This is a genomic window from Novimethylophilus kurashikiensis, assembly GCF_003112435.1.
Classification (GTDB): domain Bacteria; phylum Pseudomonadota; class Gammaproteobacteria; order Burkholderiales; family Methylophilaceae; genus Novimethylophilus; species Novimethylophilus kurashikiensis.
In genome coordinates this window covers 122,372-144,324 of record NZ_BDOQ01000018.1, presented here as the reverse complement: position 1 = coordinate 144,324, position 21,953 = coordinate 122,372, and the positions used below count along the sequence as shown (strand labels likewise).

Annotated in this window: 22 protein-coding genes; 7 read left to right on the top strand and 15 right to left on the bottom strand. The window is 57.9% G+C overall.

Annotation, left to right across the window (positions count from 1 at the left end; genetic code table 11):
• Positions 1–69: 69 nt before the first annotated feature.
• The 3 genes from NMK_RS14990 to NMK_RS14980 are packed head-to-tail and all read left to right on the top strand — an operon-like array spanning position 70 to position 2,548.
• The gene (locus NMK_RS14990; RefSeq protein WP_109016566.1) at positions 70–1,392 is read left to right on the top strand and encodes an ATP-binding protein; all 1,323 of its coding nucleotides are present in this window, start codon (positions 70–72) and stop codon (positions 1,390–1,392) included.
• Between the two features lie 9 nt (positions 1,393–1,401).
• Positions 1,402–1,947, top strand: a complete 546-nt coding sequence (locus tag NMK_RS14985; RefSeq protein ID WP_109016565.1) for a response regulator transcription factor — start codon at positions 1,402–1,404, stop codon at positions 1,945–1,947.
• Between the two features lie 16 nt (positions 1,948–1,963).
• Positions 1,964–2,548, top strand: coding sequence for a YdcF family protein (locus NMK_RS14980; protein ID WP_109016564.1), 585 nt, complete (start codon positions 1,964–1,966; stop codon positions 2,546–2,548).
• 48 nt (positions 2,549–2,596) lie between these two features.
• On the opposite strand, the gene NMK_RS14975 is transcribed toward NMK_RS14980, so the two are convergent.
• The 3 genes from NMK_RS14975 to NMK_RS14965 all read right to left on the bottom strand — a co-directional run bounded on the left by NMK_RS14975 (position 2,597) and on the right by NMK_RS14965 (position 4,981).
• Positions 2,597–3,058 carry a hypothetical protein gene (locus NMK_RS14975; RefSeq protein WP_109016563.1) on the bottom strand — a complete coding sequence of 154 codons (462 nt, stop codon included), beginning with the start codon at positions 3,056–3,058 and terminating at the stop codon, positions 2,597–2,599.
• Positions 3,059–3,406: 348 nt separating this feature from the next.
• On the bottom strand, positions 3,407–4,420 hold the full coding sequence (locus NMK_RS14970) for a catalase family peroxidase (RefSeq protein ID WP_109016562.1): 1,014 nt from the start codon (positions 4,418–4,420) through the stop codon (positions 3,407–3,409).
• A gap of 111 nt (positions 4,421–4,531) precedes the next feature.
• Positions 4,532–4,981: a MarR family winged helix-turn-helix transcriptional regulator gene (locus tag NMK_RS14965; RefSeq protein WP_109016561.1), complete on the bottom strand. Its 450-nt coding sequence runs from the start codon at positions 4,979–4,981 to the stop codon at positions 4,532–4,534.
• A 193-nt stretch (positions 4,982–5,174) separates the two neighbouring features.
• Between NMK_RS14965 and NMK_RS14960 the strand changes: the two genes are divergently transcribed.
• Together NMK_RS14960 and NMK_RS14955 are read left to right on the top strand one after the other, a co-directional pair.
• Positions 5,175–5,747 (top strand): Tll0287-like domain-containing protein, encoded by a 573-nt coding sequence (locus tag NMK_RS14960; protein ID WP_109016560.1) that lies wholly within the window; start codon positions 5,175–5,177, stop codon positions 5,745–5,747.
• A 167-nt stretch (positions 5,748–5,914) separates the two neighbouring features.
• Entirely contained in the window at positions 5,915–6,934 is a 1,020-nt protein-coding gene (locus tag NMK_RS14955; protein WP_109016559.1) for a TIGR03790 family protein, read from the top strand.
• On the opposite strand, the gene NMK_RS14950 is transcribed toward NMK_RS14955, so the two are convergent.
• The 4 genes from NMK_RS14950 to NMK_RS14935 all read right to left on the bottom strand — a co-directional run bounded on the left by NMK_RS14950 (position 6,931) and on the right by NMK_RS14935 (position 12,311).
• Complete coding sequence (locus tag NMK_RS14950) at positions 6,931–7,398, bottom strand: GNAT family N-acetyltransferase (RefSeq protein ID WP_109016558.1); 468 nt, start codon at positions 7,396–7,398, stop codon at positions 6,931–6,933. The two genes, NMK_RS14955 and NMK_RS14950, sit on opposite strands and share 4 nt — an antisense overlap.
• 64 nt (positions 7,399–7,462) lie before the next feature.
• Positions 7,463–8,722 (bottom strand): YHYH protein, encoded by a 1,260-nt coding sequence (locus NMK_RS14945; protein ID WP_227871520.1) that lies wholly within the window; start codon positions 8,720–8,722, stop codon positions 7,463–7,465.
• 90 nt (positions 8,723–8,812) lie between these two features.
• Positions 8,813–10,228, bottom strand: coding sequence for a sensor domain-containing diguanylate cyclase (locus NMK_RS14940; protein WP_181376307.1), 1,416 nt, complete (start codon positions 10,226–10,228; stop codon positions 8,813–8,815).
• 61 nt (positions 10,229–10,289) lie between these two features.
• The gene (locus tag NMK_RS14935; RefSeq protein WP_109016557.1) at positions 10,290–12,311 is read right to left on the bottom strand and encodes a sodium-translocating pyrophosphatase; all 2,022 of its coding nucleotides are present in this window, start codon (positions 12,309–12,311) and stop codon (positions 10,290–10,292) included.
• Positions 12,312–12,771: 460 nt separating this feature from the next.
• Between NMK_RS14935 and NMK_RS14930 the strand changes: the two genes are divergently transcribed.
• Both NMK_RS14930 and NMK_RS18565 read left to right on the top strand, forming a co-directional pair.
• Positions 12,772–13,686, top strand: coding sequence for an NAD(P)-dependent methylenetetrahydromethanopterin dehydrogenase (locus NMK_RS14930; protein WP_109016556.1), 915 nt, complete (start codon positions 12,772–12,774; stop codon positions 13,684–13,686).
• Positions 13,687–14,014: 328 nt separating this feature from the next.
• Positions 14,015–14,170 (top strand): hypothetical protein, encoded by a 156-nt coding sequence (locus NMK_RS18565; protein ID WP_181376306.1) that lies wholly within the window; start codon positions 14,015–14,017, stop codon positions 14,168–14,170.
• Between the two features lie 92 nt (positions 14,171–14,262).
• Here the strand turns inward: NMK_RS18565 and ppa are convergent, their stop codons facing one another.
• The 8 genes from ppa to NMK_RS14890 all read right to left on the bottom strand — a co-directional run bounded on the left by ppa (position 14,263) and on the right by NMK_RS14890 (position 21,916).
• Positions 14,263–14,811, bottom strand: coding sequence for an inorganic diphosphatase (gene ppa / locus NMK_RS14925; protein ID WP_109016555.1), 549 nt, complete (start codon positions 14,809–14,811; stop codon positions 14,263–14,265).
• 90 nt (positions 14,812–14,901) lie between these two features.
• Positions 14,902–15,531: a carbonic anhydrase gene (locus tag NMK_RS14920; protein WP_109016554.1), complete on the bottom strand. Its 630-nt coding sequence runs from the start codon at positions 15,529–15,531 to the stop codon at positions 14,902–14,904.
• On the bottom strand, positions 15,528–15,803 hold the full coding sequence (locus NMK_RS14915) for a YkvA family protein (RefSeq protein ID WP_109016553.1): 276 nt from the start codon (positions 15,801–15,803) through the stop codon (positions 15,528–15,530). Before NMK_RS14915 ends, NMK_RS14920 begins: the two co-directional genes overlap by 4 nt.
• Positions 15,803–16,702, bottom strand: coding sequence for a phosphoribosylaminoimidazolesuccinocarboxamide synthase (locus NMK_RS14910; protein WP_109016552.1), 900 nt, complete (start codon positions 16,700–16,702; stop codon positions 15,803–15,805). Before NMK_RS14910 ends, NMK_RS14915 begins: the two co-directional genes overlap by 1 nt.
• A gap of 170 nt (positions 16,703–16,872) precedes the next feature.
• Complete coding sequence (locus NMK_RS14905) at positions 16,873–17,295, bottom strand: phosphate-starvation-inducible protein PsiE (RefSeq protein ID WP_109016551.1); 423 nt, start codon at positions 17,293–17,295, stop codon at positions 16,873–16,875.
• A gap of 10 nt (positions 17,296–17,305) precedes the next feature.
• Positions 17,306–19,546, bottom strand: coding sequence for a nitric oxide reductase activation protein NorD (locus NMK_RS14900; protein WP_109016550.1), 2,241 nt, complete (start codon positions 19,544–19,546; stop codon positions 17,306–17,308).
• A gap of 72 nt (positions 19,547–19,618) precedes the next feature.
• A complete protein-coding gene (locus tag NMK_RS14895; RefSeq protein WP_109016549.1) occupies positions 19,619–20,428 on the bottom strand; it encodes a CbbQ/NirQ/NorQ/GpvN family protein in 810 nt (269 codons plus the stop codon).
• A gap of 108 nt (positions 20,429–20,536) precedes the next feature.
• The gene (locus NMK_RS14890) at positions 20,537–21,916 is read right to left on the bottom strand and encodes a ribulose-bisphosphate carboxylase (RefSeq protein ID WP_109016548.1); all 1,380 of its coding nucleotides are present in this window, start codon (positions 21,914–21,916) and stop codon (positions 20,537–20,539) included.
• Positions 21,917–21,953 lie beyond the last annotated feature (37 nt).

The following is a 21,953-nucleotide window of genomic DNA, read 5'->3' as shown; positions in this document are numbered from 1 at the left end:
AGGGAAAATTGCCGCACCTGCGGCAAAACGTCGCGTCTGACGGTACAGCAGCTGAGTTAAAATCGTCGCATGAACCCGCTCGCCAATGCCCCGCTCACCAACCTGCGCCGCCTGTTCTGGCTGCGCACGCTGATGGCCGGCGTCATCGGCATCGCAGCTTGGGCCGCCATGACTATGTTCGAAGTCACGCTCAAGCCCGGCGTCATCATCGGCGCGCTGGTCCTGATGTCAGCGCTCAACACCTTTACCTGGTGGCGTTTGCGCCGTCCGCTGCCGGTCGGCCACCTCGAAATGCTCACCCAGCTGTTGCTTGACATGGCGATCCTCACCGGGCTGTTCTTTGAGACCGGCGGTTACACCAACCCCTTCGTCTGGATGTATCTGTTGCCGCTAGCCGTGGCCGCCGTCTCGCTGTCCTGGCGCCAGACCTGGCTCGTCGCAGCGCTCTCCATCGCCTGTTACAGCACCCTGATGTTCTGGTACGAGCCGCTGCCCATCATGCAGATGGACATGAGCGGCATGGACATGGCCAACATGACCGCCGAGCAACACATGCAGATGATGCACGGCCATCACGAAAGCGGCTTCAGCCTGCATCTGCTCGGCATGTGGGCGGGCTTCGTGGTGAGTGCCGGCGTCATCGCCTTCTTCGTCGAGCGCATGGGCCGTTCGTTACGCGAATACGACCAACTCATCGCACAAACTCGCGAAAAGGCACTTGAAAGCGAGCGCATGCTAGCATTGGCAACGTTGGCCACAGCGGCTGCGCATGAACTCGGCACACCGCTTTCAACCATGGCGGTCGTCGCAGGAGAAATGGCGGACGATTGCGCCGAACAACCCCAGTTGGCCCAATCCGTGGCGCTGCTGCGTTCCCAGATCGACCGTTGCAAGACAATACTCACCTCCATCACAGCCTCTGCAGGCCAGCAACGGGCGGAAGGCGGCCGACGCCAGGCGCTGGATGATTTTCTCTCGGGGATCGTCTCCGGCTGGCAAGATACGCGCCCTGCCACCCGTTTCGAATGCAGGCTGCACGGCCCGCTCCCCGCGCCCGTCATCGCCGTGGATCGCACGCTGGGCCAAGCACTGGTCAACCTGCTCGACAACGCCGCCGACGCATCGCCCGAACAAATCGAACTCGATGGCGAATGGACGCCCACCGACCTCAACCTCACCCTGCGCGACCACGGTCCTGGCTTGAGCCCGGAAGCGGAAAGCCGCATCGGCACGCCCTTCTTCACCACCAAGGAAGACAGCGGCATGGGGCTGGGGCTCTATCTCGCTCGCATCATCCTCGAACGCTTCGGCGGCACCGTACAACTTTCCAACCACCCGCAAGGCGGCGCGGTGACGCGCATCCGCCTGCCGCTTGCTGCCTTGCGGGTCTAGACTCCGATCATGAGCGAACCTTCAGACGCCCCATCCCTGCTCCTCGTCGACGACGACGAACTGTTCCGCAATGTACTGTCGCGCGCCCTGCAAAAGCGCGGCTTCGACGTCACGACCGCCGAAAATGTGTCCGAAGCCCTGGCCCTCGCCGAAGCCAACCCGCCCGAATACGCCGTGGTCGACCTCAAGATGCCCGGGCCTTCCGGCTTAGTCCTGGTCAAACGCCTCAACGAACTCGACCCCGCCACCCGCATCGTCGTTCTCACCGGCTACGCCAGCATCGCCACCGCCGTCGAGGCCGTCAAACTAGGCGCCACGCACTATCTCGCTAAACCCGCAGATGCCGACCAGATCGTGACAGCCTTTGCCAAAGCCGAAGGCGACGAAACCGCCCCCGTCTCCCCCTCCCCGCTATCGGTGGATCGCATGGAATGGGAACACATCCAGCGCGTGCTGGCGGAACACGAAGGGAATATCTCGGCGACTGCTCGTGCCTTGAATATGCATCGCAGGACGTTGCAGCGGAAGTTGGGGAAGTATCCGAGCAGGAAGTAAAAAGAACACATACCCAATGAAACTCCCACCTGCGCTCAGACTAATCAAAATTATCCTCGGGCTAACTGCACTATCGATAACGCTTGCCGCACTTACGTTAACGGTCATCGGCTTTACTGATCATATCGAACCTGCCGATGCCATCATCGTGCCAGGCAACACGGTCAATCAGGACGGTACGCTTTCAGATCGTCTAAAAGGACGGCTCGATGCAGCATTGGAGGTTTTTCAAGCAGGCAGATGCAAGTTGATATTCGTCAGCGGCGCAGTAGGTGCAGAAGGCGTCGATGAGGCGCAAGCCATGCGAGGCTATCTAATCGATCGTGGCGTACCCGCAATCGCGATTATCCAGGACAGCCGAGGCTTCAATACGGTCGACACAGCTGCAAATGCCGCCATTGCGTTGCATGACCGCGGCTACACTCGGGTGCTTGCTGTTTCCCAGTTTTTCCATATTCCGAGACTGCAATGGCTGCTCAAAGCGCAGGGGCTCAATGTGGTAGGTCATGCGCATGCCAGGTATTACGAGCTTCGCGACCTCTATGCAGTCCTGCGTGAAGTAGCGGCCATGAGCGTCGTACTTTTCAAGCACTTCATGTGAACACCACCCATCGCATAAGCTAGGCGTCTCAACCCCGTTAGTTAGGTCCTACTTAACTCCACTTGAATTCAATAAGGCCACGCTGCCCCCGTCCGTGCCTCTTGCGACGCTTACGCCACGAAGATCGCCTGGCACTCCAGAGCTGAACACATTCACCTTGTTCTCCCCCAGCATTTTCTTTTTGACCCGGTCTGCAATCGCCTCTTCAATCGCCGCACGTTTATCCGGCGGCATGTGTTTCAAATCCTCTTCGGTTAGGCCCATTTCCTTGAGGATGGCGTCTCGCATGAGTTGGATAGGCGTTTTTCGTAGGAATTCTTCCAGTTCTTGTGCTGCGGTCTTGGTTGCCGTTGGCGCAGTGGCTTTAGGACTTTCGTCATTGCTTGGCTGACCTTGGGCCAGATTTTGTTTTGCGCTTTCCAGTACGCTCTGAAATCCGTCTGTTTTACCGGCATTGTTTGGGGACGGTAGTTGGGCTGGCACTGCGCCTGATATGGAATCGACTCTCATAGCATTTTCTCCATTAGTGAATGCTTCAAGAGCAAATTACGTGCCACTGCTAGAACGTTAGGTTATCCATCATGAATTTAATGATTCGGGTGCAAAGTGCGGCAAAAGATTGCCGATTTATTGATTGCTTCCGGCGAATCTAGGTCTAAACAGCGGGCTTTCCTGGCCCTCCTAGGGACCTAATTTTCATTGGCAAAAGCATCTGGGTGGCAGTCGCATGGATTGGATTTCCCAGGCCACATCCATTAGCAATGAATGCGCGTGTGTATGCGAGAAGTTGGGATATTGCTGATCTAACACGTAAAAAAAGCCGGACGTCAGACGCCCGGCTTTTTGCACTCTTCTTACCTAATCCGCCAAACGACGGCTGTAGCTCACGGCATAAGCGGCAGGCCGTGCCAGCAAGACGGGATCCTTGGACGGCGCAATCCCCTCAGGCAACATCAGCGGGTTGAACATGATGCTCTTCTCCGCTTGCAGGCTGTCTGCCACCGGATTTTTCAGGGTCAAGGTGCCGAGTTCTACCAGCTTTCGGTCTTCCGGCCAGATCGCGGTCGGGTTGTCCACGTCATCGCCAGCATCGGCAATCTGCAACAGAATGCGATACTTCGCTTCCTGTTTTTCCAGGCGCGCCGGAAGCTCGTCCATGAGGTAATTTGGCGTTTGCTTGGCGGCTTCTTCCTTGGTCAGGTAGTGCTCGCCGGCCATGGGCACGATGCGATAACGGCCGTACTGCGTTTGCCCCTGGGCATTGGTAAATGCAAATGCATTCACGCCATAGAAAGCCTGTGTGGCAAAACTTTGGGGAGCAGGCTTGAGCGTGGTCACGAACTTCATGGCCGCAGGATGCGACGCCAGGAATTGCTCGACCGGCTTGGGAGAGGCGACATCCGGGCCGCTCGCAGCAACGGCATTGAGCAACCCCAGGAACTCTTCCGGCGTTGCAGCAGGAAAACCGTTGACCGAGATGACGACGATGTCGGTACTACCCCCGTCAGGCAAGGTAAAGCGAATGGCCATGCCCTTCGGCATCGCGTTGCCGTCGGCATCGGGAATGGTGGGGACGCCCGTCGCATCGGAGAAACGAACGAGCACCGGAGAGGTTGCGCCCTGCAGGTGCGGCGCCTTGCTGATGCTTGCGGCTTCAGCCGAAGGGGTAAACGAACCTTGCGCCATAATGCCCTTGGCATGGTTGGCGCGATAACCCTTGTAAGGCCCGTTCGCCAGCTTGGTCAGCGTATCGACCAATTGTTCCGTCACAGGTTTTGCGGATTGCCCTTCATCCGCCGCAACCCATCCTGCGCTGCTCAAGAATAAGGCGGCGACCAACAGCCGGGTGGTATGACGCGTCGTTTTTCTCACGTGATTTCTCCTTGCGTTGTTAAAGATTGAATTCCCACAATTAATTAATTGGCTATTAAATAGTGCACTATATATAAAGCACACCAATCGCTGTTGGAAGTGCTCAAGGTTTTACCGAATATTCTTTTCCAGATTGTTGCGCAAGGCAACCAGTTGATTCTTAAGCATCAAGGCGTCCTCTTTTGAGCATTGCGTCGCGCAGAGGATCGTGTCCGAAAGCTTCCTGGCTTGCTCACGTAATGCTCGGCCAGCATCGGTCAGGGTAATGATGACCTGGCGCTCGTCGCGAGTTGAACGTTCGCGACGAATGAAACCGGCCTCTTCCATGCGCTTTAATAGCGGCGTCAGCGTCGCCGAATCCAGGAAAAGTTGATTCCCGATTTGCGACACCGTCACACCATCCTGATTCCACAGCACGATCAGCACCAGATATTGTGGATAGGTAATTCCCAAGCCTGACAACAAGGGACGATAAACCTTGGACATCGCGAGCGATGTCGAATAAATCGCAAAGCACAGCAGCTCATCAAGAAGCGGCAGATTGTCGTCGGTTGGATTCATACCCAGCACAATATATTTTTTGCTATTAAATAGCAAGCGATATATTTCAGTGAGATGTCTCTGAAGTTTTTCTGAGATATCCCGCGAGACACCTTAACTCATCTCGATGCTGCTCAATAAAATATTGCGAAGGAACTTCATGCCTTCCTCGGCATCTGTTCGCATACGTACATTCATCGAATAAGGAGGACTCATGAAACTGCGCTTCATTTTTGCGGTGCTCGCCGCCGCGATGAGCTGGGGGGCACAGGCGGGACAAGCCGCGCCCAATCTGGAGGAGAGCCGCAAGACGGCCCAGGAATTCATCCAGAAGTTCAGCGACGCACTCAAGCAGAAAACGCACGAGGGCGGCACGGAAGCCGCGATGGAGGTCTGCAAGACCATGGTGCCGGCGATGGAAGCGCAATATTCGAAGGATGGCCGCGTGCTGCGCCGAGTCTCCGACAAACTGCGCAACCAAGGGCGGGCAACACCAGACGATTGGGAGACGCGCATGCTGGGCCGCGCCGACCTCGCGCTGCAAAACGGCTTGTCGCCGTCCACCATCGAGTTCAGTGAAACGCGCGACGAGAGCGACGGTCACTGGTTCCGTTATTTCAAGGCGATTCCCGTGCAGCCCATGTGCTTGCAATGCCACGGCCAGTCGTACCAGATTCCGGACGACATCAAGGCTCGGCTCGCTCACGACTACCCGGACGACAAGGCGACGGGCTATAGCGCCGGAGCGCTCATTGGCGGCGTATCAATCAAGACCAAGCTCAACTGAGCTCTGATCTCATGCTCCAAGCCCCGCGATGCCGTCTATTGCACCCTGCTGACGGCACCGCGGCGCAGTTTCACCCAAACCGCACCCAACATAGCCACCACTAGCTTCAGCAGAAGCGCAACTTTTCTCTCCTCCTGCCGTCAACTCAGCAACAGGGAGATGGTCGAATGCGTACGCTCTTGGTTCTGGGATTGTTGCTGAATCACTTACTGGCATTGGCCGGGAGCACCGGCGCAGGGCCCTCGCAAGGCATTACCCCGGAGCAGGTCGCCGTCATCGTCAACGACGCCGACCCCAACAGTGTGGAAATCGGGGCGTATTACCTGGCCGCCCGGCATATTCCGGACAAAAACCTCATCCACGTCAGCATTCCCGGCCACCCGCGCAAACTCTCTCTCGCTGCATTCACCCAACTTAAGCAGCAGATCGAAGCCAACCTGCCGCCGGAAACCGAGGCCATGGTGCTGGCGTGGACGGCGCCGTATGCAGTGGAATGTAATGCCATCACGGCTGCGCTGACACTGGGGTTCGATGCGAGCCAATGCAAGGACACCTGCGCCGCAGGCAAGCCCAGCCCCTATTTCAATGCTGCGACGGCTCATCCTTACGCCGACTTGGGGCTGAGGCTTTCCATGCTGTTGCCGACGGATAACCTGGCACAAGCCAAGGCGCTGATCGATCGAGGCGTAGTTAGCAATTTCAGGCAATACCCAGCGAGCGCCTATTTTCTTCGCACCGCCGACCCCGATCGAAATACCCGCAGCAAGTTTTTCCCGCCGGACGGGGCAGTGCCGCCGCTGCAATTCAGCGTGAAGAATCTCAAGGCCAACCAGCTGGAAAACGCGCAAGACGTGATGGTGTACGAAACCGGCGGTGCTCAGGTGATCAAGCTGGAAACGGTCAGGTTTCTCCCGGGGGCGTTGGCGGATCATCTGACCTCGTTCGGCGGCGACCTGCTGGGAAAAAACCAGATGAGCAGCCTGCGCTGGCTGGAAGCGGGGGCAACGGCGAGCTACGGTACGGTTTCCGAGCCCTGTAATTACTGGCAGAAATTCCCCAACCCCACAGTGCTGCTCAAGCACTATCTCTCCGGCGCTACGGCCATTGAGGCCTATTGGAAAAGCGTGGCGTGGCCGGCGCAAGGATTGTTTATCGGCGAGCCGTTGGCGGCGCCTTATCGACGCTAGTCCTGTGCACTTCGGAGCATCTCGATATGCGGAATATCGTCTTCGAGATAGGGTTCTGAAACGGTGCGGAAACCGAAGCTACCGTAGAAATTTTCCAGATAGGTTTGGGCGCTGATACGAATGTCGCTGCCCGGGTAGACGGTTTTCATGAACTCGATCGCCCGCGCCATGGCTTCACGACCGAGGCCATGCCGACGGAAATCTATAGTGGTCAACACACGACCGATGGAGGGCTCGGCAAAGCGCGAACCTGGGCCGAGTATCCGCAAATAAGCCGCCACCTCCTCGCCGTGCCATCCGACCAGATGACGGGCTTCAAGATCCAACCCGTCCAGTTCCTGATAAGGACAGTGCTGCTCGACTACGAACACGGCTTCGCGCGCGGCAAGGATGGCATAGAGCGACCTGAGGGGTAAATCTTCAAGCCGGGCGATTTGCCATCGAATGATAGAGGCTGACGACATAGAAAGTCTTTTTCTAAAACCTAAACTCCTGAGGCTGCCTGAAACAACAAAGTAAAGGCAACGATTAAGGTACACCCAGCGCGTTCTTCAAGTCCGCGACGGAAATGCCCAGCCTTGCCGCTGCCGCATTGAGATCGGGCGGCGGTGGGCCGAGCGCGGCACGCAAGCGTTGGACGTCGATGCCAAGCTTTCTCGCAGCGATGTTGAGATCGGGATGTCCACCCGGCGGCGGCCCCATGCGCCCTTCCATACCCTCCTGGCGCGGTGGAGGCGGCATCTGGCCGCCTTGCTGACCGTCGGCGCCGAATGGCGGCTGTCCCTGCATATCCTGACCTTGGGGGCCTGGCCGCCTATCCATCATCGGCATTTGACCTTGCTGACCAGGTCTCGCCATCTGTCCAGGCCCTTGCCGTTGTTGCTCCCCGCCTCCGCCTGGCCCGAAATTACGCTGCGGGCCGCCACTCAGTTTCATCACGTCCGACATCTTGTAGGTACCGCGCATGCAGCCGGCGGTATAGGGGAAATCCATGGTCGCATGGTAGTGATACATGTTGACCTGTTTGCCGTCCCATTCGATCTTGTGCGTATGGCCGTGGCATTCGTCGAGGTCTTTGCTCGCGAGTTCCTTGCCGCCCTCGCCATAGCGTCCGTAAATACCGAAGCCGTCCACCATATAGCCCACCAGCGGCGAATGCGCCTTGGCCGGTTTCTTGTCGTCCACGCAGCTGCTGACGTTATGGTAGTGATACATGCCGGACACCTGCGGATGGCCTTGGCAACTATCCTGGGTTTCATGGGCAACAGCATCGCGGCCCGGCGCATCCAGGGCGTTGAACAACGCCACGCCCGACAGCAGGATGCCGACGGCCCCCGGCGCACAACTGGGCTGAGCTGCAAGTTGAGGATTGGCCGGCAGGTCGAACAGGACGCTCTGCTGGCTGATGCGGTTGGGGTTGCGATCGTAGAGATAAGCCTTGCTGTCAGCGGGAATGGGGAAAGTGCCTGTGGGGTGCGACGGCAGGTCGTTGCTGGTGAACACCCGGCGTCCCTGCTGTACCTGAATATTGAAACGACTAGGCCAAGTCACGCTGCCCGGCACCACAGCCTTGGCAGTCAAATCGTACGTACCGTCAGACTTGATCCACGGGCCGTCGCGAAATGCGCCACCGGCATTAGGCTCGGTATGGCAGGCCCAGATCCAGCCGGTCCTGGGCGCCGTGGAGATCTTGCCGTCGCCGAGCGGCAAGCGTGTGAGATCGTGCGCAGTGGCGTTGCCGATGGTTAGGAAAAGCAAGCTCAAAGCCAGCGATTTGGTGATATTCAAACGACCCCCTGGATATTTTTATTGAAGGCGCGCCGCCTCGGCGCAAACGATCAGCAGAATCGCGCCGAGGGCGGCGCTCCCACATTTTTTCTACACCGTCGCTTCCAGCTTCGTGCAAACGCGATTACGCCCGGCATTCTTGGCGTAGTAGAGCAAGCCATCGGCCGAAGTCAGCATCGCGTCTACGCTGCCCAGGTGAATATCGGCGTTCAAGCCCATGCTCATGGTGACCTTGAGATCGGGGTTCAATTCGTGCCACGGATATTCCTCGATCTTGACGCGTAATGCCTCGCACACTGCCGCCGCTTGCTGGAGCGGCGTTTCGGGGAAGGCGATGACGAACTCTTCCCCACCGTAACGCGCCACGATATCCGAAGCTCGGATGCTGCCGCGGAGGATTTCCGCTACCTGCTTGAGTACGGCGTCGCCCATGGCATGGGAGAACTTGTCGTTGATCTTCTTGAAGAAATCGATATCGCCGATCATGACGCTAAACGGATGGTCGTAGCGCACCGCCATTTCCAGCAGCTGGCGTGCCTGCTCGTCGAAGTAGCGACGGTTGTGCAGCTTGGTGAGCGCGTCGCGGATGCTCAGCTCCTTGAGTTGTTCGGCCTGGCGGCGAATCTGGTCGTGGGACTCGCGTAAATCGGTATGGCTTCTGACGATTTCATCGCTCATGCGATTGAATGCGGCCGCCAGCACCCCGACTTCATCCCTGGATTTCACCACGACGTGCTGTTTCAACTCGCCGTCGCTCACAGCTTCGACCGCTGAGGTCAACCTGCGTAGCGCTCCGCTCAATCGATTTCCGAATACCCAGCCCAACACCAACGTGAGCAAAGCTGCTGCTGCGACCCCGTATGTCAGCGCCTCGCGCATGGCAGAGAGATAACCGAAATCCATGTCGGAGTAATTGATCTGCCCTTGCGGCGAAAAATACGCCACGGTGCGGCCGTCCACCTCCACGGGCAGCACCTTCTCGCGCTCTTCTGCGCGCATTGGCTGGCCTGGGTGGTAGGGCGGGATGTTCATCAAGGCACGGCCTTGGGTATCGAACAAATAGAAACGGAAAGGCGGCCGGCGCAGATGACTCGGCGGCTGGGGTTGCATGCCTGGACCGTGCATGCCCTGGCCATGCATATCCTGATTTTGCATATCAGGTCGCGGCGGTACGGGGACATCCATGGTGGCCGTCGGTGAGTTGCCGGGTTTCGGATGCGGTCGGTCAGCTTCCGGGCCGGAGATTGGGCCGGGCGGCGGCATGTTCAGCATTTCGCGCCTACGTCGTGAGAACGACCCGAAGTTTTCCTGGGCTTGCGCCTGTTCCCAGCTGCCGTAGGTACGGATATAGGCGCTAACATCGAGCCGGAAGGAACGCGAAGCATCCTGCAGCACAAGATCGTCGAACTTGCGCATGAGGCGCGAATAAGCCACGGCCCCGACCATTACGGTCGAGGCCAGGCTGGTTAACAACATTGCCAGAATAAATTTTGTTCTTATCGACACGATGCAACCTGCAGGGAGGTTTAACTCCGGCACTGCACCTGCAGTGCCGGAATGGTTGAAGTTAAAGAACCGCGACCATCAATAATGCCACGATGTTGATGATCTTGATGAGCGGATTGATCGCGGGACCGGCAGTGTCCTTGTAGGGATCGCCGACGGTATCGCCCGTCACTGCGGCCTTGTGGGCGTCGGAACCTTTGCCGCCGTGGTAGCCGTCTTCGATGTGCTTCTTGGCGTTATCCCAAGCACCGCCGCCCACCGTCATCGAGATCGCCACGAACAGGCCGGTGACGATGGTACCGATCAGCAATCCGCCCAAGGCCTGGGCCCCCAGCAGTTTGCCGACGAGAATAGGCGTCAGCACGGGCAGGAGCGAGGGAACGATCATCTCCTTGATCGCCGCCTTGGTCAGCATGTCCACCGCACGCGAATAATCGGGCTTCTCGGTGTGGTTCATGATGCCGGGCATCTCCTTGAACTGGCGACGCACTTCCACCACCACGGATGCCGCCGCACGACCGACGGCTTCCATCGCCATGGCACCGAACAGGTAGGGAATCATGCCGCCCAAAAACAGGCCGATGATGACCATGTGATTGGAAAGATCGAACGTGGTATCGCCGCCATGCTCGGAAAGCGCATGCGTGAAGTCGGCGAACAGCACCAGCGCCGCAAGACCTGCCGAGCCAATGGCATAGCCCTTGGTGACGGCCTTGGTCGTGTTGCCCACGGCATCCAGCGGATCGGTGATATCGCGGATGGCCTTGGGTAGATGCGCCATTTCGGCAATGCCGCCGGCGTTGTCGGTGATGGGGCCGTAGGCATCGAGCGCCACGATAATGCCCGCCATCGACAGCATGGACGTCGCGGCGATGGCGATACCGTACAAGCCGGCCAGATGATGCGCCCCGAGGATACCGAGGCAGATCACGATCACGGGCGCTGCTGTGGCTTTCATCGACACGCCCAGGCCGGCGATGATGTTGGTGGCATGGCCAGTGGTAGAAGCTCCCGCCACATGCCGCACCGGGCCGTATTCCGTCGCCGTGTAGTACTCGGTGATGACCACCATGGCCGCGGTCACGCCCAAGCCGATCAAGGTCGCGAGATAGATGTTGAGCGCGGAGTATTCCAGGCCGCTCTCGGCCATCATCGCATTGGTCACCGGATAGAAGGCGATGGCCGACAACACGCCGGAGACAATCAAGCCGCGATACAACGCGTTCATGATCTTGCCGCCTTCGCGCGCCTTGACGAAGAAGGTGCCGATGATGGAAGCCACGATGGAGATTCCGCCCAGCACCAGGGGATAGGTCAGTGCATTGGCCGAGCCCGGCATCAGAAGACTACCCAGCAGCATGGTGGCGATGATGGTCACGGCGTAGGTTTCAAACAGGTCGGCCGCCATGCCCGCGCAGTCGCCCACGTTGTCTCCCACGTTGTCGGCGATGACTGCCGGATTACGCGGGTCGTCCTCGGGAATGCCAGCTTCCACCTTGCCCACCAGGTCGGCACCCACGTCGGCGCCTTTGGTGAAGATACCGCCGCCGAGACGCGCGAATATGGAAATGAGCGAGCTGCCGAATGCCAGGCCCACCAGCGGACCGGTGTTCACCGCCTGTCCTTCAGGCGTCGTCATTTGCAGGAAGGCGTAATAGCCCGCCACGCCCAGCAAGCCCAGGCCGACCACCAGCATGCCGGTGATGGCGCCGCCACGGAAAGCCACGTTGAGGGCGGCATTGATGCCGTTGTGCGCGGCCTCGGCCGTGCGCAGGTTGGAGCGGACGGAGATATTCATGCCGATGTAGCCCGCAGCTGCCGAAAGCCCGGCACCGATAGCGAACCCCACAGCAGTGAGCGTTCCGAGCGTCGCCCAGATAATGCCGAACAGTAGAACCCCGACCAGGCCTATCGTTGTGTATTGACGATTGAGATAGGCCGATGCGCCTTCCTGCACCGCCGCTGCGATTTCTCGCATGCGTTCGTTGCCAGTCGGCTGCGCCAGCACCCACATGATAGTGAACACCCCATAAACGATTGCGAGTACAGCACAAGCCAGGGCGAATATGACACTTTGCGACATTATCGTTCTCCTCCTCTCATAGCACTCTCCTCAGTGGCTGCGAAAACGACAGCGAAAACCAGGTCAAGCGTACGGCGTCGAGACGTCCGAAATGCAAAGCTAAGTATTCTCGAGTACCGCGTAATGCCGCAGACTAAGCGTCGCAGTCATTCTCAAAACAGCTTCTCGATCAATGGTTGAACGGCTGCCAAACGGCATCCGCAAGCCATTATTACATAGGAGAGAATAAAAGAACCGACTATCAAGACGAGAGTTGAATGAATCGCTATCTCATCATTGCCAACATCGCTCATTGCTTATACCCTGACATTTAGCATCAGTACTTTTTCACAATAAAACAGGAAGTCCCGGCTAGGGCAGATCCTGAATCAGGGCAGAAACATCGCCCATAACTGACGATGAATACGACAACATCAGTTCGCAATCGATGTGCACAAAATCCTAGAGGGGGAGTATCGCAATGGCTGAGCAAGTAATCGCAAGAGAAAAACCTTACATCCTGCACTTTTTTACGACACAGAAACACTTCAGCCCGTTTGACGCCAATATGGCGAGCGACGCTGGCTATGATTCTGTATTCACCTATACCGATGTCGCCTTGGAAGACGTCACGGGATTGGTACAAGACGCCATCTTCTCCCGTGGGCCTCGAGGTGTTTGGCGGACGGGCATCTTTATTGGCGGGCGCGATCTGGACGTCGCCATGGAAATGCTGGAAAAAGCGAAAAAAGCGATGTTCCCGCCGTTTCAGGTTTCCTTGTTCGCCGATCCTGCCGGCGCCTTCACTACTGGGGCCGCCCTGTCCGCGCATGTGGTTTCCACCTGCCTCGAGCACTTCAATTCCAGCATGAAAGACAAGCGCGTCGTGGTATTCGGCGCGACAGGCCCGGTTGGGGGATGCGCTTCGATCATGTGCGCCAAGGAAGGGGCGGACGTTCGCCTGGTTGCGCATTCCAATGTCGAAAAAACCACCAAGCTTGCCGAAAAATATTCCGCAGCTTATGGCGTATCGCTCAAGTGCGTGGATGGCACTGATGACGCCAAGAAAGCGGCGGTCATCGCAGATGCTGAAATCCTTCTTTGCTGTGCCGCCGCCGGGGTGCGCGTCATCACGACCGAAATGCTGCAAAATGCCAAAGGCTTGCTTGTTGCTGCTGACGTCAATGCCGTCCCGCCTTCTGGCATCGAAGGATTGGATGCGATGTCCAACGCCCAGCCCATCAAAGGGGCTGAATGGGCTTTGGGCTTAGGCGCTCTGGCGATCGGCAATCGCAAGTACAACCTCCAAAAGAAAATGTTCCAGATGATGTTGGAATCGGATACCAATGTCACATTGGACTTTCTGTCCGCGTATGAGGTTGCTCGCAAGCTCTGACAACGGCTTAAAAAGCAAAAGGCTAGTTTCGAAAGGAACTAGCCTTTTTGCTTTATTGGGCGGATAGTTAAACCGCCGCTTGTCTTCTGCCGGGTTGTAACGATCGAGATCGGAAGTGATTTATCGCGTCTTTTGCCAAAACCGCCTCATTCAATGATGTTGGCTTAATACTCGGCAAGCCGATTTGCAGCTTGATTCTCTTATCCCAAAAGAGAATTAATGTGTGCTCGGCAACAGTGCAATGACGGCAAATAGAGTGAACTTGTGCGTTCCCACACCAATAACAACTTTGGGAATTTCTCGTTAAAGTTGATAGGAGGTACCGAACATGTGCTTCGAATGGGATAAAAGATATTTCCGCGAACTGGAAGAGAAGAAAAACAAGGAGAAGGTCGACCAGTTGATCAAGGAAGCTGAGGCTGCCGCCAAGGCCGAGCAGCAATCGGCACCTGCAACGCCAATCAAGGAAAACACTGTCATTTAGTCTTTAGGTGTCGAATATTCATTCACGCCATCCAAAACAAAAGGGCCGGCTCCGCGAGGAGACCGGCCCTTTTTAATGCCGAATCGACCGTCTTAGAACGCCGGCTTTTCGTCGGCGGCGTTGTAACGCTCGACCCCGGAAACGATTTCCTGGCGGGCTTCGTCCAGGCCGCGCCAGCCGTCGATCTTGACCCATTTACCTTTGTCCAGATCCTTGTAGTGCTCGAAGAAGTGCATGATCATGTTCAAGCGCCATTCGGACACGTCTTCATAGGTCTTGAAGTGGCTGTAGAGGCCGCACACCTTGTCCACGGGCACAGCCAGCACCTTGGCATCAGGACCGGCTTCGTCGGTCATCATCATGACGCCAAGCGGACGGCAGCGCACCACCACGCCGGGGATCAGCGGCACCGGGGTCAACACCAAAACGTCCACCGGGTCGCCGTCTTCCGACAGGGTGTGGGGGATGTAGCCGTAGTTGCAGGGGTAATGCATTGCGGTACCCATGAAGCGGTCGACGAAAATCGCGCCGGACTCCTTGTCCACTTCGTACTTGACCGGATCGCCCTGCATGGGGATTTCGATGATGACGTTGAAATCGTCAGGAATGTTCTTGCCACTCGGCACGCTATTGAATGCCATGGTTAAAGCCTTTCGCTAATTTTAAAAAATTAAATGGTTACGGTGCCGCCTTGGGCGGCGTCCTTGAATTATTAAAAGAGGACAGCTCTCTCAGTTAAGGGGTTCGAATTTTCCGGTGTAGGGGTTGTACGCCACCATGCTGCCCTGTTCGATATCGAAATACCATCCGTGCAACATCAGCGAGCCTTGCTGCACGCGCTCCTTCACCCAGGGGAAAGTCAACAGGTTTTCCAGCGAGACCAGGATGGAAGCGGTTTCACAGGCACACACCTTTTCATCCACCGTCGCTTCCGGCATATCGCTCAGCACGCGTTCCTTAGCTCGCGATGCGATGTTCATCCAGTTGCCAATGAATTCGCCCTTGGCTTCGGGACGGTCTTCCATCAGCGCCTTGATGCCGCCGCACTGGCGATGGCCCAACACGATGATGTGCTCCACGCCCAGCGAACGCACGCTGAACTCAAGCGCCGTACTTACACCGTGCAGCCCGGCGCCCTTTTCATAAGGAGGCACCAGGTTGGCGACGTTACGCACCACGAACAAGTCACCCGGCTGGCAATCGGTAAGAATCGCTGGATCGACGCGCGAATCGGAACAGGCAATCACCAGGGCGCTAGGGTTTTGCCCCTGCTTGAGTTCACCGAACAACTCCTTGTCGCGGCCGAAATAATTGGTTTGGAAACGCTTGAAACCGCTGATGAATTTTGAAATGTCAGTCATGGTCTTTCCACCTGTTGTCTACACTCGGCCACGATTTCCGGAGGAATCAGCCTGAGCGCCATGATTACCAGCGCCGGGACGATAATCACATCGTCCAGATGGCCGATCACGGGGATAAAGTCGGGAATCAGATCGAACGGCATCAGCGCGTACCCCACGGCCAATCCTAACAACACCTTGGCCAGCCACGGCGTGCGTACATCTTTCAGCACCAGCCGATAAACGGCAAGCTCGGTCTTGAACCGACGTGCCGTTTCCTTGAGCAACCGCATCAAGCCGAGATGTCGCTGCCCGTGAGTTGACGCAGGGCCTCGCGATATTTCTCGCTGGTTTTGAGTGCAACCTCAGCCGGCAGTTCTGGCCCCGGCGGCTGCTTGTTCCAGCCCGAAGCTTCCAGCCAATCGCGCACGTACTGCTTGTCGAAACTCGGAGGATTGCTGCCCACCTTGTACTGGTCGGCAGGCCAGAAACGGGAAGAATCTGGCGTCAAAGCCTCGTCGATGAGGTAGAGCGCGCCTTCCTTATCCAGCCCGAACTCGAACTTGGTGTCGGCGATGATTATACCGCGAGTCAGCGCAAACTCCGCCGCGGCTTTGTACAACGCGATACTGACATCGCGCACTTTCTCGGCCAGCTCACGGCCCATGAGGCTGGCAGCCTGATCGAAAGTGATGTTCTCGTCATGTGTACCCAGCTCGGCCTTGGTGGAAGGCGTGAAAATCGGCTCAGGCAGTTGAGAAGCCTCTTGCAGCCCGGCAGGCAGCGCGATGCCGCACACCGTACCCGAAGCCTTGTATTCCTTCCAGCCGGAACCCACCAGATAGCCGCGCACCACAGCCTCGATCGGCAGCGGCTTCAACTTGCGAACAACGATGGCACGCTCGCCCAACTGGGCCTTTTCCGCCGGATCGCTCACCAGCGTATCGGGATCGATACCGGTCAGGTGATTGGGAATGATGTGCTGCAACTTGTCGAACCAGAAATTGGCGATCTGCGTCAGCACTGCGCCCTTGCCCGGGATCGGGGTCGGCAGGATCACGTCGAACGCAGACAGGCGGTCCGTCGTGACGATCAGCATCTTGTCGGCATCGATATCGTAAATGTCGCGCACCTTGCCCTGGTTGATGCGGGTAAGGCTTTTGATGCTGGATTGCAGTAAAGGCTGTGACATTGCGTGTTTGGGAGGAAAGTTTGGAAAGGGTGAATTATCCCCTTTCGTGAGGATCATGAAAAGTCGAAGTAGATCTGGTATTTAGCCTTTCGCCCAGTCATGCCCTTCAGGCTTTATCCCGCGCTCAAGTCGCTTGGCTCCTTGGCGCGCAGGGTCTTCACCAGGTAACACTAGTCCCGCTTCGCATGCACGCCGCCTTCATCCACGCCGCCATACGGGAATTTCACATGTCCGAAACGCACCACCAGCACAGACAGCGCCAACAACAGCGTCGCGGCCGCCAAGGCCAGCACCTGCATGGAAGCCAGCTCTTTCATATCGAGTACCAGGTAGCGCGTCAGGGCCACAATACCGATGTAGAGCGGATAACGCACGGGCATGGTCCCGGTGCTCAAGTAGTGGCGGACCATGGACAGGACTTCGAGGTAGAGGAACATCATCAGCAAATCACCCAGCGTGACCGAGCTGCGCAAAACCATACGCCAGACGTCGGAACCCGCCGCGATGATGGTGGCGATGGCGATGACCAGGAGGCCCAGGTATTCGCAGTTTTCCATGACGGACTGGCTGAAATCCGTGACCTGTTTACGCATGTAACGTTTCCTATCTCGTAAGTGACATGAACAACTGAGGCAGACGCTCCGGCAACCGTGCGACGTTGTCGATCACGGTGTAGTGGTTGCCGAAAATATCCGCCACGTACTCGTCCGCCTTGGGATCGAGGTTGATGCAGTAAGTATAAATGCCTTTCTGGTCGAGTTCGCGCACGGCGATGCGCGAATCCTCGATCAGCAGGCGCTCATCCTTGACGTCGATATCCGCCGGTTCGCCGTCAGTGAGGATCAACAGCAGTTTTTTATCCGCCTGCTGATGGTCGAGATAATGCCCGGCGTGACGGATGGCCGCGCCCATGCGGGTGGAATAGCCCGCTTCCATGGCGGCGAGCCGCGACATGACATCGCTGCCCCAATGCTCGCCGTAGCCTTTCAGGTGCAGGTAACGCACCTCATGGCGAGTGTTGGAATGAAAGCCGCCGATGGCGAATTTGTCGCCCATCTGCTCGATTGCCCAAGCCAATAGAGACACCGCTTCCTGGCTTAGTTCCAGCTTGCTTTGCGTACAGCCGGCCGGCACGTCGGCGAGCGAGGCCGACAAATCCACCAGCAGCGATACGGCAATACTGCGCCCGTCGTGCTTGTGGCTCATGTTGATGCGCGGATCAGGCTGGGCACCGCTCTTGAAGTCGATCAGCGAGCGGATGGCGATATCAAGATCGAGTTCGGAGCCTTCTTCCTGATAGCGGATGCGCACCTTCTGCTGCGGTTTCAAGAGATCGATGATCTTCTTGAGCCGCTTAGCCAATGCCTGATGTTTGGCCAGCAGGCGCTCGATATCGGCGGCGTCGCCTTTGGGATGCAGATGCTCGTAGACACTCACCCAATCCGGGCGGTAGTGCTGGGCAGAATAATCCCACTCGGGATACAGCCGCGGTGGCAGTTTGTCTTCCTCATCGGCATCTTCCTGATGCTGTCGCGGACGCGCGGCGGTGTCTTCCTCGTCGCCTTCCTCGATATAGCGCCACATGATGCGGTTATCGTCGCGGTAATCGACGACAGTGTCTGCAAACCATACCTGCGAACTCTGGTCGCTCTGCACCCGCGTCTGCGCGACGTAACTCAGGCCCAGCTGGGCGATATCCTGCGTGGTTGCGCCTTGCGCCATCGCCTCGTGGAATCGCGCCACGAACTTGAGCAGCACGGGATCGGTATAGGGGTGGTGCGGGTCGAGGATGGCGCGGGACAGCATCGCCAATCGAAGGCGGATCGACGACCAGCCTTCCGGACAGGCGTCTTGCTTGGGTATCGGATGCAGCGCGCACCACAGCTTGCGCAGGCCGGGGAACTCCCTCATCGCCAGCGCTTCGACGCGAGCATCCTCGAACATCTCCACCGCCATGCGCTGGAAGGGACTGTAATTGTCGGCAATCAGCCAAGTGGTCCACCGCTGATGCGCCGCCACATGTGCCAACAGCGCCCGGTAACGGTCGATGCCCCGTACGCCGCTAGCCGTATCGTCATAGACATCCGGCAGATGGATCCCCAGGCTGTCGTAGTACGGCACAGGCCTACGCAGTTGGTCGAACGCCAGCGAATACGGCAACAGATGCGCCTGCGTCTCCCACAAGCCACGCAGATAAAGCGACAGATTTCGCTCGTGATCGACCAGCAAGGTGCCATGTCGCTCGCGCTGCAATACCGCGCGGCTGTCGGCGGATTGCACCTGGAAATAATCGCGCTGGCGGTCGGGATCGTTGGGATAGGCCTTGATGCCATATTCCACCCAGTTGCGGACACCGGCGAGCGACAACTGGCTGAACAGGAAAGGCACGGATTCGAGGAAATCCGGCAGGCACGGGCTGTTGTACATGCTGTCGATGCCGTGCACCTTGGGCATGGTGCGTTCCATGGTCTGCCACACCAGCGCCAGATATTCGCGGAACAGCGGCAGGTTATCGAGCGATCGAGCAGCAGCCGGCAGGCTTTGCAAAAACGGCGGTAGGGCCTTGGCGTTAGGCGTGCGGGAGAGTTTCTGGACGAACTCCACGACGACGGCTATGGCTTCTTCGCCCAGTTGAGCCGCCACGTCGGGCATTTCTTCCAGGAAGGCCAGCACCGGCTCTTGCCCACGGCCCATCTTGCAGAGCGTGCGCGAACCGGCGATGTAATCCACCATGCCGGCAGGCGTGAGCTTGCCGCGCGCATAGGCGATGCAATCGTCGAAGACTTCCTGGACTTGGGCGAAACCGCAGTCCAGGGCTTTACGTTCTTCTGTCGTCGCCGTCATGCCAATCTCACCTGTCGCGCAGACGACTTCGCCTGTATTCGTAAATTGCAAGCGAAGCGGGCGCTACGGTTCTTAGCCGAAAATCGCATCGATGGCATGATCCAGCGTATCGCGGATATCGGCGTCGTCGGTGATCGGGCGCACCAGCGCCATGCGGCAGGCATCGGCAGCAGGAATGCCTTGTTTGATGAGCGTTGCTGCATAGACCAGCAGACGAGTCGAAATCCCCTCGTCCAGCCCATGCCCTTTGAGATTACGCGCCGTCACGGCGATACGCACCAGTTGCGCCGCCAAACCGGCATCCACCCCGGTTTCCTTCTCCACAATGCCGGCCTCGACATCGGCGGATGCGTAATCGAACTCCATCGCCGCAAAGCGCTGCTTGGTCGATTGCTTGAGGTCTTTCATCAAGCTCTGGTAGCCGGGGTTGTAGGAAATCACCAACTGGAAATCCGGGTGCGCCGTCACCAGCTCGCCCTTCTTGTCGAGCGGCAAATTACGACGGTGGTCGGTCAGCGGGTGGATCACCACGGTCGTGTCCTGGCGCGCTTCGACGACTTCATCCAGGTAGCAGATGGCGCCATAGCGCGCTGCCAGGGTCAGTGGACCGTCGATCCAGCGCGTGCCGTTGGCGTCGAGCAGGTAACGGCCCACGAGGTCGGAAGCCGTCATGTCTTCGTTACAAGCGACTGTAATCAACGGCTTGCCCAGCTTCCACGCCATGTGCTCGACAAAGCGCGATTTGCCGCAGCCGGTCGGGCCTTTGAGCATTACCGGCAAGCGCGCGGCATAAGCAGCTTCGTACAGTGCCACTTCGTTGACTTGCGCCTGGTAGAACGGCTCTTCGGTGATTCGGTACTGATTGATATCGAAAGTCGTCATGGTGATACCTGCTTTGGTTTGTTGGCTAAGAGGCCGCCTGCGCTACAAAAAAGCCCCTGCGAAAGATACCAGCAGGGGCTTGATACAACTTGGCTGAAAGCGCCCGGATTACTTATGCACACCCAACTTCTCGCGCCAACCGGGATACAGTTTATCGGCGTCCTTGGGGAACGACTCGAACGCACGCGCAAATTCCTTGTGCTCCTTGGCGAACTCGATCGGATCGGCGCCGGACTTCCAGCACTCGTACGATTGACGCAGCGAGATTGCACCGGCTGCCGGGCTGTCGATGTGGCCATAGGAGCCTCCGCCAGCCGTGTTGATCACGTTGCCGTGGCCCAGGTTTTCGAAGAAGCCGGGCAGACGCAGCGCATTCATGCCGCCAGAGATGATCGGGGTCGTGGGCTTCATGCCGTACCACTTCTGGTAGTAGACCGGACCTTGAGCTTCGTCGCGCTCGATCATGTAGGCAATGTTCTTGTCGTCGTTCTCGCCTTCCATCTTGCCGTAGCCCATGGTGCCGACGTGGATGCCGGAAGCACCTTGCAGGCGGCTCATCTTGGCCAATACGAAAGCGGTATAGCCGCGCTTTGCGGACGGGCTGGTGACAGCACCGTGACCGGCACGGTGGTAGTGCAGGTACTGGTTGGGATACTGGCGGCGAGCCGTGGTCACCATGCCTGGACCGCCGACGTAACCGTCGACCAGGAAGGCCACCTTGTCGGCGTCAGCGCCGAAAGTTTCCAGGATGTAATCGGCACGAGCACACATTTCGTAGTGGTCGTCAGCGGTGATGTTGGCCGAGAACAGCTTGGCCTGGCCGGTTTCGTCCTGGGCGCGCTTCATCGCATCGGCGACCAAAGGGATCACCTTCTTCATCGGGCAGAAGGTCTGGTTGCCTTGCGGCTCGTCGTTCTTGATGAAATCACCGCCCAGCCAGAACTGGTAGGCCGCATGTGCGAACGGCTCGGGACGCAGGCCCAGCTTGGGCTTGATGATGGTGCCGGCGATATAGCCGCCGTCCTTGATGGGGCGACCGAGAATACGCCACATGTCGCTGATGTCCTTGGCCGGGCCGTCGAACAGCTGGATGGCGCGTTCAGGCACGTAGAAGTCGATCATCTTGCCGTGTTCGATATCGCCCATGCCCTGGTTGTTGCCGATTGCCAGCGTCAGGAAAGAGACGATCATCATGCGGCCGTCGGTAACGTTGCGGTCGAACAGGTCCAGAGGATAGGCAATGCGCATGTCCTCGTTGGCTTCGTCGATGTAGTACACCAGCGCGTCCACGCCCTTGGTGAAATCGTCGGTGGTGGAAACTTCGACGTTGGTGCCTGTGGAGGATTCGGCGGCGAAATGGGCGGCGGCTTCCAGGTAGCCATGGCCGGACTTCGGCTTCATCTTATAGGCGACCAGGATGTGCTTGCCACCCTTGATGAGATCTTCTTCCTTCAGGCTGAGATCGGAATACCGAGCCGACTGATCCATTATTGCGCTCCTCAAAATTGTGAATAACTGTCCACGA

Coding starts and splice junctions, on each gene's coding strand:
- ppa (WP_109016555.1), bottom strand. CDS start 14,811: ATGGCATTCAATAGCGTGCCGAGTGGCAAGAACATTCCTGACGATTTC.
- NMK_RS14905 (WP_109016551.1), bottom strand. CDS start 17,295: ATGCGTAAACAGGTCACGGATTTCAGCCAGTCCGTCATGGAAAACTGC.
- NMK_RS14920 (WP_109016554.1), bottom strand. CDS start 15,531: ATGACTGACATTTCAAAATTCATCAGCGGTTTCAAGCGTTTCCAAACC.
- NMK_RS14930 (WP_109016556.1), top strand. CDS start 12,772: ATGGCTGAGCAAGTAATCGCAAGAGAAAAACCTTACATCCTGCACTTT.
- NMK_RS14910 (WP_109016552.1), bottom strand. CDS start 16,702: ATGTCACAGCCTTTACTGCAATCCAGCATCAAAAGCCTTACCCGCATC.
- NMK_RS14890 (WP_109016548.1), bottom strand. CDS start 21,916: ATGGATCAGTCGGCTCGGTATTCCGATCTCAGCCTGAAGGAAGAAGAT.
- NMK_RS14990 (WP_109016566.1), top strand. CDS start 70: ATGAACCCGCTCGCCAATGCCCCGCTCACCAACCTGCGCCGCCTGTTC.
- NMK_RS14985 (WP_109016565.1), top strand. CDS start 1,402: ATGAGCGAACCTTCAGACGCCCCATCCCTGCTCCTCGTCGACGACGAC.
- NMK_RS14935 (WP_109016557.1), bottom strand. CDS start 12,311: ATGTCGCAAAGTGTCATATTCGCCCTGGCTTGTGCTGTACTCGCAATC.
- NMK_RS14895 (WP_109016549.1), bottom strand. CDS start 20,428: ATGACGACTTTCGATATCAATCAGTACCGAATCACCGAAGAGCCGTTC.
- NMK_RS14965 (WP_109016561.1), bottom strand. CDS start 4,981: ATGAATCCAACCGACGACAATCTGCCGCTTCTTGATGAGCTGCTGTGC.
- NMK_RS14955 (WP_109016559.1), top strand. CDS start 5,915: ATGCGTACGCTCTTGGTTCTGGGATTGTTGCTGAATCACTTACTGGCA.
- NMK_RS14950 (WP_109016558.1), bottom strand. CDS start 7,398: ATGTCGTCAGCCTCTATCATTCGATGGCAAATCGCCCGGCTTGAAGAT.
- NMK_RS14915 (WP_109016553.1), bottom strand. CDS start 15,803: ATGCGGTTGCTCAAGGAAACGGCACGTCGGTTCAAGACCGAGCTTGCC.
- NMK_RS18565 (WP_181376306.1), top strand. CDS start 14,015: ATGTGCTTCGAATGGGATAAAAGATATTTCCGCGAACTGGAAGAGAAG.
- NMK_RS14900 (WP_109016550.1), bottom strand. CDS start 19,546: ATGACGGCGACGACAGAAGAACGTAAAGCCCTGGACTGCGGTTTCGCC.
- NMK_RS14980 (WP_109016564.1), top strand. CDS start 1,964: ATGAAACTCCCACCTGCGCTCAGACTAATCAAAATTATCCTCGGGCTA.
- NMK_RS14975 (WP_109016563.1), bottom strand. CDS start 3,058: ATGAGAGTCGATTCCATATCAGGCGCAGTGCCAGCCCAACTACCGTCC.
- NMK_RS14960 (WP_109016560.1), top strand. CDS start 5,175: ATGAAACTGCGCTTCATTTTTGCGGTGCTCGCCGCCGCGATGAGCTGG.